The organism is Aeromicrobium marinum DSM 15272, assembly GCF_000160775.2.
GTDB lineage: Bacteria > Actinomycetota > Actinomycetes > Propionibacteriales > Nocardioidaceae > Aeromicrobium > Aeromicrobium marinum.
This window is the reverse complement of record NZ_CM001024.1, coordinates 2,999,538-3,013,095: the sequence shown is the minus strand read 5'-3', so window position 1 is coordinate 3,013,095 and position 13,558 is coordinate 2,999,538. Positions and strand designations below refer to the sequence as shown.

The following is a 13,558-nucleotide window of genomic DNA, read 5'->3' as shown; positions in this document are numbered from 1 at the left end:
GGCTGAGGTGCGGGGGCCGGGCCCACCGGCGTCATCGACGGGTTGGTCCGGTTGTCGCTGCCCTGCCACACGAACGCGACCCAGCCGCCAGCCGGGATGCTCAGGCTGTACGCGCCGACGGTGGCGTACTGCCAGCCACCACCGGTGCCGTTGGCGTGGAAGAGCCCCCAGTAGGCGTTGGTCTCGAAGCAGGGCTGACCCGGCGCCGGGAACCCGTTCACCCGGCACACCGCGCCGGGCTGGTTGGGCACGCCGGCGAGCGTGTGGCCCGCCTGTCCGAACTTCGTCGCGGCCGTCCCGCCGCCACCGGACACGCAGCTGACGCTGCCGTTGACGACGACGGTCACCCCGGTCCCCTGCTGGCAGGCGGCGGCCTGCGCCGGAGCCTGCGCGACGACCGTGAGGCCGGCGGCGACCAGGAAGGTCGCCGCCAGCCGCGCGAGGATGCCGTGCATCAGAGGTCGGACTGCTGGTACTGGTCGTAGCGGAACAGGAACGCGGCCATCTGCTCGCGCAGGACGGGCTGGGCGCCGCGGAAGGTGACGGTGTCGCCGGCCTCCTCGTAGCCGGTGGTGATGCCGGTCGTGGCCAGCCACTCGATCTCGTCGAAGAACTCGAACGCCGGGGCCACGTCGGTGAACGTCGCACCGTCGTCGTCGACGAAGTCCTGCTCGTCGAAGCGGTACAGGAACGCGGCCATCTGCTCACGCAGCACCGGCTGGGACGGACGGAACGTGCGGGTGCCGTCGGCCTCGTCGTAGCCGGTGGTGATGCCGGTCGACTCCAGCCAGATGATCTCGTCGTAGAACGTGTCGTCCTCGGACACGTCGGTGAACGGCGACTCCGCCGGACGCTCGACCGTGGGCTCGTCGGCGAACCGGTACAGGAACGCGGCCATCTGCTCACGCAGCACCGGCTCGGCCGGCCGGAACGTCCCGTCCTCGTACCCCGTCGTGATGCCCGTCGCGGAGAGCCAGGTGATCTCGAAGAAGAAGGTCAACGAGGCAGGGACGTCGGTGTACAGGTCCTGGCCCTCGACCAGGTCGAGCGCAGGCGCGGCCTGGGCCGCGGCCCGGATCCACTGGTCACGGGTCGGGACGACGATGCCCTGCTGGAGACCCAGGGCGAACGCTGCCTCGTCGAAGGCGACCGCACCGATCTCGTCGCCCAGTGCGGAATCAGCCAGGTCAGGTCCGACGAACAGCCGGTGCACCCAGGACGACGCAGCGACGGCGGCCCGCTCGCGATCCAGGCTGCTCAGCACGAGCGCCGCCTTGCCGGTGGAGTTGGTGTTGCTGCCGAACGAGCCGTCGGCCGCCTGGACCTCGACGAGGTAGTCGGCCGCCTCGGAGACCACATCCCCGAAGTCACCGACTTCGGCCTGGTCGGCGGCCAGCAGACCCTCCACGGCGAAGGTGGTGGAGTCGACCGAGGACGTGCAGGTCGCGGCGTTGAGGTTGGAGGAGAAGCCGCCGTCGGCGCACTGCTGTGCGGCGAGGTAGCCGGCGGCCTCGTCGGCCAAGTCGCTCTCGGAGCCGACCAGGGCCTTCACGACCCAGGACTGGCCGATGGCGTTGGAGAAGTCGCCGAAGGCGGAGAGGTCGGTGGCACGGCCGGTGTCCTCACCGGCGGTCGCCACGCGCGACTCGATGTCGGCCACCAGATCCCGCCCGCCGAAGGCCCGCGGGTCCGCGCCACTGTCGATGACGGCGGTGCCGAGCTTTCCGGCCGCACCGGCGTACAACTCGCCCGGCGTGTCGAAGGTCAGATAGGTGTCGGCGTTGTCCGCCATCGCCGTGATGATCGAATCCTTCGCCGCACCCTCCACGCCGATGGCGTCGAGCGCGAAGTAGACGTCGAGGCTGAGGCCGAGGTCGTTGGACGTGAACTGCTGGTTGAACACCAGACCATCGGTCAGTTGGTCGGCCAACCAGGAGGCCGCTGCGTCGGACTCGTCGTTGACGGCCTGAGCAGGGGCGGATAGTCCGGCCACCAGCAGAGGCGCGGTGACGGCGGCGACGGTGAGTCGCCGAAAGGGTGCAGTGATCTTCATCAAGGGTCCTTCCCGCTGCTGAGCAGGACGGACCCGATGGATCCATCCGCGCTCGTAGTCCTCGACAGCGTGGAGAGTCAGACGTCCGAGACAGGTGTTCCGGCTCACCGCCACGAGGGCGGCCTACGGTTGCGGGTCAGCGCCGGATTCGGACCGGCTTCCCCTGGACACGGACGTGCATGGAGTTGTCGCCGGAACCGTACCACCGGCCGGCCGCCGCACCCGCATCCCTCTCACCCCCGCCCACCCCCTCCGCGAAGTTACGGAGCCGGCACGGCTCGTTGTCACTGGGCACGGCAGATCTGCCGTGCCCAGTGACAAGTTGCCGTGCCGGCTCCGTAATTTCGCGAGGGGGAGAGGGGGTCAGCCGCGCTTCTGCTTGAGCGAGCCGACGCCGGTGCGGGCGAGCATCGAGCCGACGGTGCGCCACCAGGCACGTCCGGTGTCGGGCTCGCGGCCGGCGCCCATGCGGTGCAGCTGGTCGGTGTGCCACTGCAGGTCCAGCGCTCCGTCCAACGCCCGGAGGTCGGTGACCTTGTCCAGCACCCGGCGCCCCCCGAAGCGCACCGACTGCACCTCGATCCGCTCCACCCCGCCGACGAGCAGATCCCGGGCGGCGTCGGGCGTGGTGCAGGTGCCCCGACCCAGCCCCACCAGGTCGCAGTCCTCGGCCGCGACGGCTGAGTCCATCGCCGCCCGGGTGCGGAACCCGCCGGTGACCGCGATCGGCACGCCGTCCGCGATCGATCGCACGTCGCGGGCGTACTCCAGGAAGTACGCCTCCCGAGCCCTCGTCGACTCCCGCACCGCCGAGCCCATCATGGCCGGCTGCTCGTAGGAGCCGCCGCTCACCTCGATCAGGTCGATGCCCTCGGCGACGAGCGCGCGGACGACCTCGCGCGACTCCTCCTCGGTGAAGCCGCCCCGCTGGAAATCGGCGGAGTTCAGCTTGATGCCGACGGCGAATCCGGGTGCGACCCGGCGACGGACGGCCCGCACGACCTCCAGGACGAAACGGCGACGCCGTTCGGGGTCGCCGCCCCAGTCGTCGTCGCGCCGGTTCGACAGCGGGGACAGGAACTGGGTGACCAGGTAGCCGTGGGCGCCGTGGATCTGCACGCCGTCGAAACCCGCTGCCTCGGCGACGGCCGCCGTGGTCGCGTACCGCTCGACGATGCCCTCGATCTCGTCGGACTCCAGGGCCCGGGGCCGCACGAAGCCCGGCACGTTCGAGGCGATCGCGCTCGGCGCCACCGGCCGGTGGCGGCTGGCCAGCGCCTGGGCCTGACGACCCGGGTGGTTGATCTGCATCCACAGGGGGGTGCCGCCGTCGGCGAAGCCCTTCGCCCAGTGCGCGAGGAGGTCGAGGTGCCGGTCGTCCTCGACGACCACGTTGCCCGGCTCCCCCAGGTGGTGACGGTCGACCATCACGTTGCCGGTGACGACCAGGCCGTAGCCGCCGACGCTCCACCGGGAGTAGAGCCGCTCGAGCTTGGTGGTCGGGGCACCGTCGGGCGCGCCGAGGGCCTCGCTGAGGGCGGACTTCATCAGCCGGTTGGGCAGCAGCTGGCCGCAGGGCAGGGTGACGGTGTCGCCGAGGGTGCGGGACGTGGGCATGGTGGACCTCCGGTTTTCCGGCCGCAGCCTAGCAACCGGGCCGCGCCTGCGGACCGCTGCGCGGCTGCGGCCGCGCGAGTAGCGTGGAGGCATGACGCTGTCCGACGAAGTCCGCATCGCCCTCGACGGCAAGTGGCGCCACATCCGTGAACAGTCCCGGGTCGACCTGGCCCAGATGGACCTGGCGTTCGACCACGACCTCACGATGGACGAGGCGCGCGAGCGCTCGTTCGCCCAGCTCAAGCCGCTGGTCGCCACCGGGATCCCGGCCGCCGGGTTCCGCGCCGAGAACGGTGGCACCGGCGATCCGGGGCTGTCGGTCACCGGCATCGAGATGCTGGCGCAGTTCGACCTCTCCCTCATGGTGAAGGCCGGCGTGCAGTGGGGCCTGTTCGGCGGGGCCGTCGAGAACCTGGGCACCGAGCAGCACCACGCGTTGATCCCCGACATCATCAACCTGGACCTGATCGGCTGCTTCGCGATGTCGGAGTCCGGTCACGGCAGCGACGTGCAGAACCTGGAGACGACCGCCACCTACGACCCGGGCACCCAGGAGTTCGTCATCCACTCGCCCACGGTCTCGTCACGCAAGGACTACATCGGCAACGCCGCGAAGCACGCCACGATCGCGGCGGTGTTCGCGCAGCTGATCACGCGGGGCGAGAGCCACGGCGTGCACTGCTTCCTGGTGCCGCTGCGCGACGAGAAGGGCAACGACCTGCCGGGGGTCACGACCTCCGACGACGGTCACAAGGGCGGGTTGCGCGGCGTCGACAACGGCCGGCTGCAGTTCGACCAGGTGAGGGTCCCGCGCGAGAACCTGCTCAACCGGTACGGGCAGGTCGACGAGGGCGGCGCCTACTCCTCGCCCATCGACGCCACCGGCGCCCGGTTCTTCACGATGCTGGGCACGCTGATCCGCGGTCGGGTGAGCGTGGGTGGCTCCGCCGGGGCCGCCGGCGAGGTGGCTCTCAGCATCGCCGGCCGCTACGCCCTCAAGCGTCGTCAGTTCGGGCCCGAACCGGGCACCGAGATCCTGCTGGCCGACTACCGCATGCACCAGCGGCGGCTGCTGCCGCTCATCGCCCGGTCGTACGCCTACCGGTTCGCGCAGAACCAGCTGACCGCCCGCATGCACCGCCTGCAGACCACCGAGGATCCCGACCCGCAGGAGCAGCGTGAGCTCGAGGGGCGCGCCGCCGGACTCAAGGCCATGAACACGTGGCACGCCTCCCGGGCGGTGCAGGAGTCGCGCGAGATGTGCGGCGGCAACGGCTACCTCGCCGAGAACCGCCTCACGACGCTGCGCGGCGACATCGACGTCTTCACGACCTTCGAGGGCGACAACCACGTGCTGCTGCAGCTGGTCGCCAAGGAGCTGCTCACCGCCTACGCCAAGGAGGTCGGCGGGCTCGACCCGCTGGGCATGGTCCGCTTCGTGGCGAGCACGTTCACCGACACGGTGCGGGAGCGGACGGCGGCGTCCCAGCTGATCCAGCGGCTCATCGACGCCCGCCCCGGCGGCGACGACGAGCACGACCTGCTGGACCGCGGCACGCAGCTGGAGCTGTTCGAGGACCGCGAGCAGCACGTGCTCGAGACCGCGGCCCGGCGGCTGCAGCGGGCGTCGAAGTCCGACAGCGCCGAGGCGTTCATGATCTTCAACAACGCCCAGGACCACGTGATCCGGGCCGGCCGGGTGCACATCGACCGGATCGTGCTCGAGGCGTTCACCGCCGGCATCGCCCGGTGCGAGGACGAGGAGGCGGCCGACCTGCTGCGCGACGTGTGCTCGCTGTACGCGCTGAGCACGGTCGAGGAGGACCTGGCCTGGTTCATGGGCCACAACCGGATCTCCGACCAGCGCGCCAAGGTCGTGACCTCGGAGATCAACGCCCTGCTCGACAAGCTGCGCCCGCACCTGCTCACCCTGATCGAGGGCTTCGGCGTGCCCGAGGAGAGCCTCGGCGCCGCGATGCTGCACGACCTCGACTGACCGCCCGAGCGGTAGGTGAGGTACCGAATCCCGGTGCTGAAGGGTTGCCCACCTACCGCCGCGCGGCGGGAAGGGTTGCCCACCTACCGCCCGGGGGTCAGGCCTCGAAGTCGACGGCGCGCACGGGGCGCAACAGGTCGTACGCCGCCTGCTGGTCGGCCGCGTCGAGCGCACCGACGCCGAAGTCGATCGCCATGATCGCGGCCGTGGCCCCCTCGAGCACCTCGCGACCACGGGGGGTCAGCGACGCCAGGATGCGGCGACGGTCGGCGGTGTCGGCGGCCCGGTCGACCAGGCCGGCCGCCACGAGCCGGTCGATCGCGTTGGTGACCGAGGTGGGGTGCACCATCAGTCGTTCGCCGATCTTGCTGAGCGGCAACGAACCGCTGCGACTGAACGACAGCAGCCGCAGCACCTCGTACCGGGCGAAGGTGATGTCGAAGGGCTTGAGCGTGGCGTCGAGGGTGGCCACGACGATCTGCTGCACCCGCATGATGGTGGTCGCGAGCCGCATCGGACCGGCGGGCCCGACCCGCTCCTCCCACAGCTCTCCCGCACGTTCGATCGGGTCGAACGGCAGTCGACGGGGCGCGGTCACCGCCCTATCGTAGGACGATCGCCGCCTGTGGCCGTGCAGTCGGGACCGGCGGGTTCCATTTACTCGGCCATCCAACTATTGTGGTTCCTAGCAATAGCCGCACGCGCCACCCGGCGCTCCCATCGACAGGGTCGACATGTCCGAGCAGGTCCTCCACACCCCCTCCCACCCCGTACGGATCGTCACGGCCTCCGCCCTGTTCGACGGCCACGACGCGTCGATCAACATCATGCGGCGGATCTTCCAGAGCCAGGGCGCCGAGGTCATCCACCTGGGTCACAACCGGTCGGTCAAGGAGGTCGTCGACGCCGCGATCGAGGAGGACGTGCAGGGCATCGCCGTGTCGTCCTACCAGGGCGGTCACGTCGAGTACTTCGAGTACCTCGTGGAGTCGCTGCGCGAGCAGGGTGCGGGTCACATCCGCGTCGTCGGCGGCGGGGGCGGCGTCATCGTGCCCGAGGAGATCGCCCGCCTGCGCGAGTCCGGCGTCACGATCTTCTCGCCCGAGGACGGCCAGCGGCTCGGCCTCGTCGGCATGGTCAACTCCGTCGTCAAGGACTGTGACGTCGACCTGACCGCCGCCGGCGCCCTCGACGTCGACGCCGTGCTCGCCGGGGACCGGGCCGCGATCGCCCGTGCCATCACCCACGCGGAGGCCGGGTCCCTCAGCGACGACCAGCTGGGCCGGATCCGCGCGGCCGCCGCCGCCCACACGTCCCCGGTGCTCGGCATCACCGGCACCGGCGGGTCGGGCAAGTCCTCGCTCACCGACGAGCTGGTGCGCCGGTTCCGCGTCGACCAGCAGGACAAGCTGCGGGTCGCGGTCGTCGCCGTCGACCCGACCCGGCGTCGTGGCGGGGGCGCCCTGCTGGGCGACCGGATCCGGATGAACTCCCTCGACGGTGAGCGTGCCTACTTCCGCTCGCTGGCCACCCGCGGCTCCCACGAGCTGCCCGACGCCCTCGCCGACGTCATCGACGTCGTGAAGGCTGCCGGGTTCGACCTGGTCGTGGTTGAGACCCCCGGCATCGGCCAGGGTGACGCCGCGATCGTCCCCTTCGTCGACACCTCGCTGTACGTCATGACCCCGGAGTTCGGCGCGGCGTCGCAGCTGGAGAAGATCGACATGCTCGACTTCGCCGACACCGTGGCGATCAACAAGTTCGAGCGCCGCGGCGCCAAGGACGCGCTGCGCGACGTCGGCCGCCAGCTGGTGCGCAACCGCGAGGCGTTCGGCCAGCGCCCCGAGGACATGCCGGTGTTCGGCACCTCCGCCGCGACCTTCAACGACGACGGCGTCACCGCGCTCTACCAGCACCTGCGCGACTCCCTGGCCGAGCGTGGCCTGCCGGTGTCCGAGGGCGTGCTGCCCGCCGTCGACGTCCGGCACTCCAGCGGCATCCGCCAGGTCGTCCCGGCCGACCGGGTGCGCTACCTGTCGGAGATCACGGCGACGGTCCGCGACTTCCACGCCGACACCGAACGCTTCGCCGACGCCGCCGCCCGGGCCCAGCGACTCGAGGCCACGGCCGCCGAGCTGAGCGATGCCGACCTCGACACGACCGGCGTCGAGGAGCTGTTGGCCGCGGCCCGCAAGGCCGTCCCGGCGGAGATCGCCGACCAGGTCCAGGCGTGGCCGGACGTCGTCGAGCAGTACTCCGGCGACGAGATGGTCGTGACCGTCCGCGACCGCGAGATCCGGACCCGCCTCACCCGCGAGTCACTGTCGGGCCTGAAGATCCCCCGTGTCTCGCTGCCCCGGTTCACCGACCACGGCGCCCTCGTGCGGTTCTGGCGCCGCGAGAACCTGCCGGGCCACTACCCGTTCACCTCCGGCGTGTTCGCGTTCAAGCGCGACGGCGAGGACCCGGCCCGCATGTTCGCCGGCGAGGGCGACCCGTTCCGCACCAACCGCCGGTTCAAGCTGCTCTCCGAGGACGGCGACGCCACCCGCCTGTCGACCGCCTTCGACTCCGTCACGCTCTACGGCCGCGACCCCGACCCCCGCCCCGACGTGTACGGCAAGGTCGGTACGTCCGGCGTGTCCGTCGCGACGCTGGACGACATGCGCGCCCTCTACGACGGGTTCGACCTGGTGTCGCCGTCGACCAGCGTGTCCATGACGATCAACGGGCCGGCCCCGACCGTGCTCGCGTTCTTCCTCAACACCGTCATCGACCAGCAGGTCGAGAAGTTCCGCGCCGAGCACGAGCGCGAGCCCGACGAGGCCGAGTTCGCCGAGCTGCGATCGTTCGCGCTGAAGAACGTCCGCGGCACGGTGCAGGCCGACATCCTCAAGGAGGACCAGGGCCAGAACACCTGCCTGTTCTCGACGGAGTTCAGCCTGCGGATGATGGGCGACATCCAGCAGTACTTCATCGACGAGGGCGTGCGGAACTTCTACTCCGTGAGCATCTCGGGCTACCACATCGCCGAGGCCGGGGCGAACCCCATCAGCCAGCTGGCGTTCACGCTGTCCAACGGGTTCACCTACGTGGAGTCGTACCTGGCCCGCGGCATGGACATCGACGACTTCGCTCCCAACCTGTCGTTCTTCTTCAGCAACGGCATGGACCCGGAGTACTCCGTCCTCGGTCGCGTCGCCCGGCGCATCTGGGCGGTCGCGATGAAGGAGAACTACGGCGCCAACGAGCGGTCGCAGAAGATGAAGTACCACGTGCAGACATCGGGCCGGTCCCTGCACGCTCAGGAGATGGACTTCAACGACATCCGCACCACGCTGCAGGCGCTCATCGCGATCTACGACAACGCCAGCAGCCTGCACACCAACGCCTACGACGAGGCCGTCACGACCCCGTCCAGCGAGTCGGTGCGGCGCGCCCTGGCGATCCAGATGATCATCAACCGCGAGTGGGGCGTCGCGATGAACGAGAACCCCACCCAGGGCGCCTTCCTCACCGACGAGCTGACGGACCTGGTCGAGGCGGCCGTGCTGGCCGAGTTCGACGCCATCAGCGAGCGCGGCGGCGTGCTGGGGGCGATGGAGACCGGCTACCAGCGCGGTCGCATCCAGGACGAGTCGATGCTGTACGAGCACCGCAAGCACGACGGGTCGCTGCCGATCATCGGGGTCAACACCTTCCGCAAGCCCGAGTCCGACACCGAGCCCCCCACGGTCGAGCTGGCCCGTGCCACCGAGGCCGAGAAGAAGAGCCAGCTGGACCGCGTCCACACCTACCAGGAGACGCACCGCTCGGAGGCCGACGAGGCCCTCGCCCGTCTCAAGGAGGCGACCATCCGCGGCGACAACGTCTTCGCCGTGCTCATGGACGCCGCCCGGGTGTGCTCGCTGCAGCAGGTGACCGAGGCGTTCTTCGAGGTCGGCGGCCAGTACCGTCGCAACGTGTGAGCACCTTTCCCACCGTCGAGCAGGTCCTCGAGCTCCCGGCCGTCACCGAACGGACGGTCCCGGCCGAGTACCTCGACGAGAACCAGCACATGAACATCGGCCACTACCTCGAGCTGGCCGCCCGGGCTCTCGGTCGGGTCTGTGGCCAGTCGGGCATGGACCAGGCCTACATCGACGACCGGCGCCTGACGATCTTCACCGCCGAGCACCACCTGCGGTACCTCGGCGAGCTGCGACAGGACGACGAGCTGTCGGTGCACGTGCAGCTGGTCGAGCGGTCGTCGAAGGCCCTGCACGCCATGGCGTACATCCTGGACCGCTCGCGCGACCGGCTCGCGTTCACGTTCGAGGCGGTGCTGGTGCACGTCGGCATGGACACCCGCCGGCCCGAGAACTTCCCGGCCGACGTCGCGGCGGCCCTCGACGAGCGTCTGGCCCGGCACGCCACCGGCTGGGCGCCGCCGGTGTGCGGGGCGATGGGCATCCGCCGTTGAGCGACGGCCGCACCGCCCTTCCCCTCCCGGACGGATGACCCTAGGATGCGAGCCATGACTCGTGTCATCGTCGCTGTCGCGGCCTGCGCCCTGGGCCTCGGCCTGCTGACCGCTCCCGCCGCGGCGCGCTCGCCGATCGACCCGGTGATCGACATCCTGCCGCCGGCACCCGTGCCGTACCGGCCCAGCACCGAGACCGCCTGCGCCGACGGTGACCCGGCGTGCATCGACGCCACGATCGAGCAGATGCAGGCGCGCTACGACGACCTGCGATCACGGTGCGACCACGACGCGGTGTTCGCGCTGGCCTACCTGCGGGTCACCGAGAACGTGCGGGACGCCGCTGCCGAGGGTCTCTACCGCGACCCGGCCTGGCTGCACCACCAGGACGCGGTGTTCGCCGAGGACTACTTCGAGGCCTACGACCACTGGCACGCCGGCCGGCGTCACCTCGTGCCCGTGGCGTGGCGGATCGCCCTGCAGGCTGCCGACGACCAGTCGGTCACCGCGCTCGGCAACTTCATGCTCGCGATGAACGCCCACATCAACCGCGACTTCCCGTACCTGCTGGCCGCGGTGGGCCTGACCGGCGCCGACGGCGTCTCGCACAAGGCCGACCACAACGCGTTCAACGCTCGCCTCGACAGCCTGTACCAGCCGGTGTTCGCCGAGCAGGCCGCCGAGCTGGACCCGACCTTCGACGACGCCGACATCGGCGGGCTCGACGACCTCGGCGTGGGTCTGGTCATGCGGGGGTGGCGCGAGATGGTCTGGCGGCACGCCGAGGCGCTCGTCCTCGCCCGCACCCCCCTCGCCCGGCTCCTGGTGCGGGCCCAGATCGAGACGTACGCCGCGACCCAGGCGACCCTCTACCGGACGCTGTTCAGCACCACTCCGGGCGCAGTCCGTGACCGCAACGCCTTCTGCACCGCCCGCCACGGCTGAGCTCCCGAGGTCGCCTGAAGTTCGCCTCGCTCCGCTCACGTCCGCTCGTCCCTCGCGGACTGGCGAACACGGGGTCGCGCATCCTCGGTGGTTGAGGTGCTGCGAGGAACGAGCAGCCTCGAAACCACACCCCCTGCGGTCGCCAGGGAGCGCAGCGACCGTGAGGGCGAAGCCCGAGGCGACCCCCGCGTCAGTTCGCCTCGCTCCGCTCACGTCCGCTCGTCCCTCGCGGACTGGCGAACACGGTTGCGGTCGCCAGGGAGCGCAGCGACCGTGAGGGCGAAGCCCGAGGCGACACTCACGTGGGGTTCGCCTCGCTGCGCTCACGCCCTCGTCCCTCGGGCTGGCGAACGCATGGTCGCGACCGTGAGGGCGAAGCCCGAGGCGACCCCCACGGGTGCTCCGCCGGCCCTCGTAGGCTGACCGGGTGACCATGGTGCCGCACCGCCTCCGCCTGGCCACCCGTGTCCCGGCGCCGCACCGACGGTGGGCCCGACGGGTCGGCCTCCGGGGCGTGCTGGGCGACCTGCACCGCCGCGCCACGCCCACCGACGTGCCGGGCCGGGCGGCAGGCACCGGCCTCACATGGGAGGCCCGCGACAGGGCCAGCACCCGCTGGTACCCGCAGGGCATCACCACCTCGGCGGACGCGTACGGTCCCGACTCCGGCGGACAGGGCACCTTTGACGACCGCTCGGTCGTCGTCACCAGCTGGTACGCCCGCGGCTTCGTCGGCCGGGTGTTCCTGGGTTCGCGTCTGTCGGTCCTCGACGTCACCGACCCCGACGTCCGCTACCGGCACGTGCTGCTCGTCGAGCCACGCCGCCTCGGTCCGGTGCGGTGGCTGCACCCGGTACGGGTCCACGCCGGCGGCATCGTCTGGTACGGCGACCACCTGTTCGTCGCCGGGAGCGCCAGCGGGATCAGGGTGTTCGCGCTCGACGCGGTCGAACGGGCCCGGGTCCCGTGGCGGGGCTACCGGTACCTGCTGCCCCAGGTGACCCGGTACGTCGCGGAGCACGACAGGGGCACCCGTCCGATGACCTACTCCTTCATGTCGCTCGACCGATCGGGTCCGACCGACCACCTCGTCGTCGGCGAGTACGGCCGGGCCGGCGGCAGCCACCGACTGATGCGGTACGCCCTGGACCGCGCCACCCATCTGCTCGCCCACGACGAGGAGGAGCTCGCGCGGCCGGTGGAGCAGTTCGAGCGGCAGGTGCCCCGCATGCAGGGAGCAGCCGTGGTCGACGGCACCTGGGTCGTCACGGCGAGCGCCGGCGAAGGCAACCCCGGCGACCTGTGGGTCGGGCGTCCCGACGCGTTCGTCCGTCACCGAGGGGTCCTGCCCACCGGTCCGGAGGACATCACCTGGTGGCCCCAACGGGGCGAGCTGTGGTCGTTGACCGAATGGCCGGGACGACGCTGGGTCTACCCCGTCGACGCCCGGCGTTGGCTCACCGAGCCGAAGCGGCCCGACGTGCCTACCGTGGAGGAATGATCTCCCGCTATGCGTTGCTGGTCGCCGTCACCGTCCCACCGCTGATCACGGCCGCCACGGGACTCACCCACCCGCCGGTGCTGACGGTCGAGGACGCACCGCACTGGCAGATGATGCACACCGTGCTGCTGCCGATCTTCCCCCTGCTCGCGCTGGGACCCTGGCTCGTCGCGCGCGAGGTCGACCGGGGGCTCGCCGTGCTGGTCGGCGTGCTGGGCTTCGTCTACGCCTGCTTCTACACCTCGCTCGACGTCCTGGCCGGCATCGGCGGTGGCGCGATCAAGGCGGCGGAGGCCGGCGGGCTGGGCATCATCTTCCCCGTCGCAGGCGACCTCGGCGCGATCGGCTCCTACGCCTACTTCGGCGCCGCGGCGATCGCCTGCGGCATGGCCGCCCGGCGCACCGGCTGGTTCCGGGCCGCACCGGGCATCGTCCTGGTGCTCGTCGGCGCCTGGATGTTCTGGCAGGAGCACGTGTACCGGCCGTGGGGCGTCCTGTCGATGGTGCTGCTGGCCGCAGGCTGGGCCTGGCTGGCCCTCGGCGTCACCCGCGACCGTGAGTCGCACCAGGAGCCGGCCACCGTCTGACCGGGGCTACGGTGGGAGCGACACCGGATCAGCACGCCCTCTCGGAAGGCAGCACCATGACCGCACCCGTCCTCCCCGCCCCCGCCCAGCGCTTCGTCGACGCGGTCAACGCCGCCGACACCGACGGCTTCGTGGCGACGTTCACCGACGACGGCCACGTCGACGACTGGGGGCGCGTGCTGCGCGGGCGCGACGGCGTCCGCAGCTGGGCCGACACCGACGCGATCGGTCAGGGCGCGCAGATGGAGGTGCTCGACGCCGAGACCGACGGCGACACCGTGCGCATCCGCTTCTCGTGGACCAGTCGCCGTTTCACCGGCACGTCCGACGGCATCTTCGTGGTCGACGGCGACCACCTGGCGAGCTTCACGATCCCGCCGCACTCCTGACCGGCGGG

The 13,558-nt window shown here is 71.0% G+C and carries 11 protein-coding genes and 1 riboswitch; of the genes, 7 read left to right on the top strand and 4 right to left on the bottom strand.

The genetic code is table 11. The features are described from left to right. From HMPREF0063_RS16870 to HMPREF0063_RS15105, 3 genes are all read right to left on the bottom strand, one after another. Positions 1–455: hypothetical protein (locus tag HMPREF0063_RS16870; RefSeq protein ID WP_007079574.1), on the bottom strand; the 455-nt coding region annotated here is incomplete at its 3' end. Then, positions 455–2,053 carry an S-layer homology domain-containing protein gene (locus tag HMPREF0063_RS16410; protein ID WP_007079573.1) on the bottom strand — a complete coding sequence of 533 codons (1,599 nt, stop codon included), beginning with the start codon at positions 2,051–2,053 and terminating at the stop codon, positions 455–457. The genes HMPREF0063_RS16870 and HMPREF0063_RS16410, both read right to left, overlap by 1 nt. Before the next feature lie 72 nt (positions 2,054–2,125). Further along, a riboswitch (cobalamin riboswitch) is annotated at positions 2,126–2,240 on the bottom strand. A gap of 176 nt (positions 2,241–2,416) precedes the next feature. Continuing rightward, on the bottom strand, positions 2,417–3,670 hold the full coding sequence (locus HMPREF0063_RS15105; protein ID WP_007079572.1) for an NADH:flavin oxidoreductase/NADH oxidase family protein: 1,254 nt from the start codon (positions 3,668–3,670) through the stop codon (positions 2,417–2,419). A gap of 91 nt (positions 3,671–3,761) precedes the next feature. Here HMPREF0063_RS15105 and HMPREF0063_RS15100 point away from each other — a divergent pair, with 91 nt between their 5' ends. After that, positions 3,762–5,666: an acyl-CoA dehydrogenase family protein gene (locus HMPREF0063_RS15100; protein WP_007079571.1), complete on the top strand. Its 1,905-nt coding sequence runs from the start codon at positions 3,762–3,764 to the stop codon at positions 5,664–5,666. A gap of 97 nt (positions 5,667–5,763) precedes the next feature. On the opposite strand, the gene HMPREF0063_RS15095 is transcribed toward HMPREF0063_RS15100, so the two are convergent. Further along, positions 5,764–6,264, bottom strand: coding sequence for a MarR family transcriptional regulator (locus HMPREF0063_RS15095; RefSeq protein WP_007079570.1), 501 nt, complete (start codon positions 6,262–6,264; stop codon positions 5,764–5,766). Between the two features lie 136 nt (positions 6,265–6,400). Between HMPREF0063_RS15095 and icmF the strand changes: the two genes are divergently transcribed. From icmF to HMPREF0063_RS15065, 6 genes are all read left to right on the top strand, one after another. Next, positions 6,401–9,634: a fused isobutyryl-CoA mutase/GTPase IcmF gene (icmF, locus tag HMPREF0063_RS15090; protein WP_007079569.1), complete on the top strand. Its 3,234-nt coding sequence runs from the start codon at positions 6,401–6,403 to the stop codon at positions 9,632–9,634. Next, positions 9,631–10,128, top strand: a complete 498-nt coding sequence (locus HMPREF0063_RS15085; RefSeq protein WP_007079568.1) for a thioesterase family protein — start codon at positions 9,631–9,633, stop codon at positions 10,126–10,128. Before icmF ends, HMPREF0063_RS15085 begins: the two co-directional genes overlap by 4 nt. A gap of 54 nt (positions 10,129–10,182) precedes the next feature. Then, entirely contained in the window at positions 10,183–11,073 is an 891-nt protein-coding gene (locus HMPREF0063_RS15080; protein WP_007079567.1) for a DUF5995 family protein, read from the top strand. Positions 11,074–11,500: 427 nt separating this feature from the next. Continuing rightward, the gene (locus HMPREF0063_RS15075; protein WP_040320337.1) at positions 11,501–12,574 is read left to right on the top strand and encodes a hypothetical protein; all 1,074 of its coding nucleotides are present in this window, start codon (positions 11,501–11,503) and stop codon (positions 12,572–12,574) included. Next, complete coding sequence (locus tag HMPREF0063_RS15070) at positions 12,571–13,161, top strand: hypothetical protein (protein WP_007079565.1); 591 nt, start codon at positions 12,571–12,573, stop codon at positions 13,159–13,161. The genes HMPREF0063_RS15075 and HMPREF0063_RS15070 overlap by 4 nt, the downstream gene beginning before the upstream one ends. 56 nt (positions 13,162–13,217) lie before the next feature. Continuing rightward, the gene (locus HMPREF0063_RS15065; protein WP_007079564.1) at positions 13,218–13,550 is read left to right on the top strand and encodes a nuclear transport factor 2 family protein; all 333 of its coding nucleotides are present in this window, start codon (positions 13,218–13,220) and stop codon (positions 13,548–13,550) included. The last annotated feature ends 8 nt before the right edge of the window (positions 13,551–13,558 follow it).

Excerpts from the sequence above, each read along its gene's own strand:
- HMPREF0063_RS16410 (WP_007079573.1), bottom strand. The coding sequence starts at position 2,053 with ATGAAGATCACTGCACCCTTTCGGCGACTCACCGTCGCCGCCGTCACC.
- HMPREF0063_RS15105 (WP_007079572.1), bottom strand. The coding sequence starts at position 3,670 with ATGCCCACGTCCCGCACCCTCGGCGACACCGTCACCCTGCCCTGCGGC.
- HMPREF0063_RS15100 (WP_007079571.1), top strand. The coding sequence starts at position 3,762 with ATGACGCTGTCCGACGAAGTCCGCATCGCCCTCGACGGCAAGTGGCGC.
- icmF (WP_007079569.1), top strand. The coding sequence starts at position 6,401 with ATGTCCGAGCAGGTCCTCCACACCCCCTCCCACCCCGTACGGATCGTC.
- HMPREF0063_RS15080 (WP_007079567.1), top strand. The coding sequence starts at position 10,183 with ATGACTCGTGTCATCGTCGCTGTCGCGGCCTGCGCCCTGGGCCTCGGC.
- HMPREF0063_RS15070 (WP_007079565.1), top strand. The coding sequence starts at position 12,571 with ATGATCTCCCGCTATGCGTTGCTGGTCGCCGTCACCGTCCCACCGCTG.
- HMPREF0063_RS15065 (WP_007079564.1), top strand. The coding sequence starts at position 13,218 with ATGACCGCACCCGTCCTCCCCGCCCCCGCCCAGCGCTTCGTCGACGCG.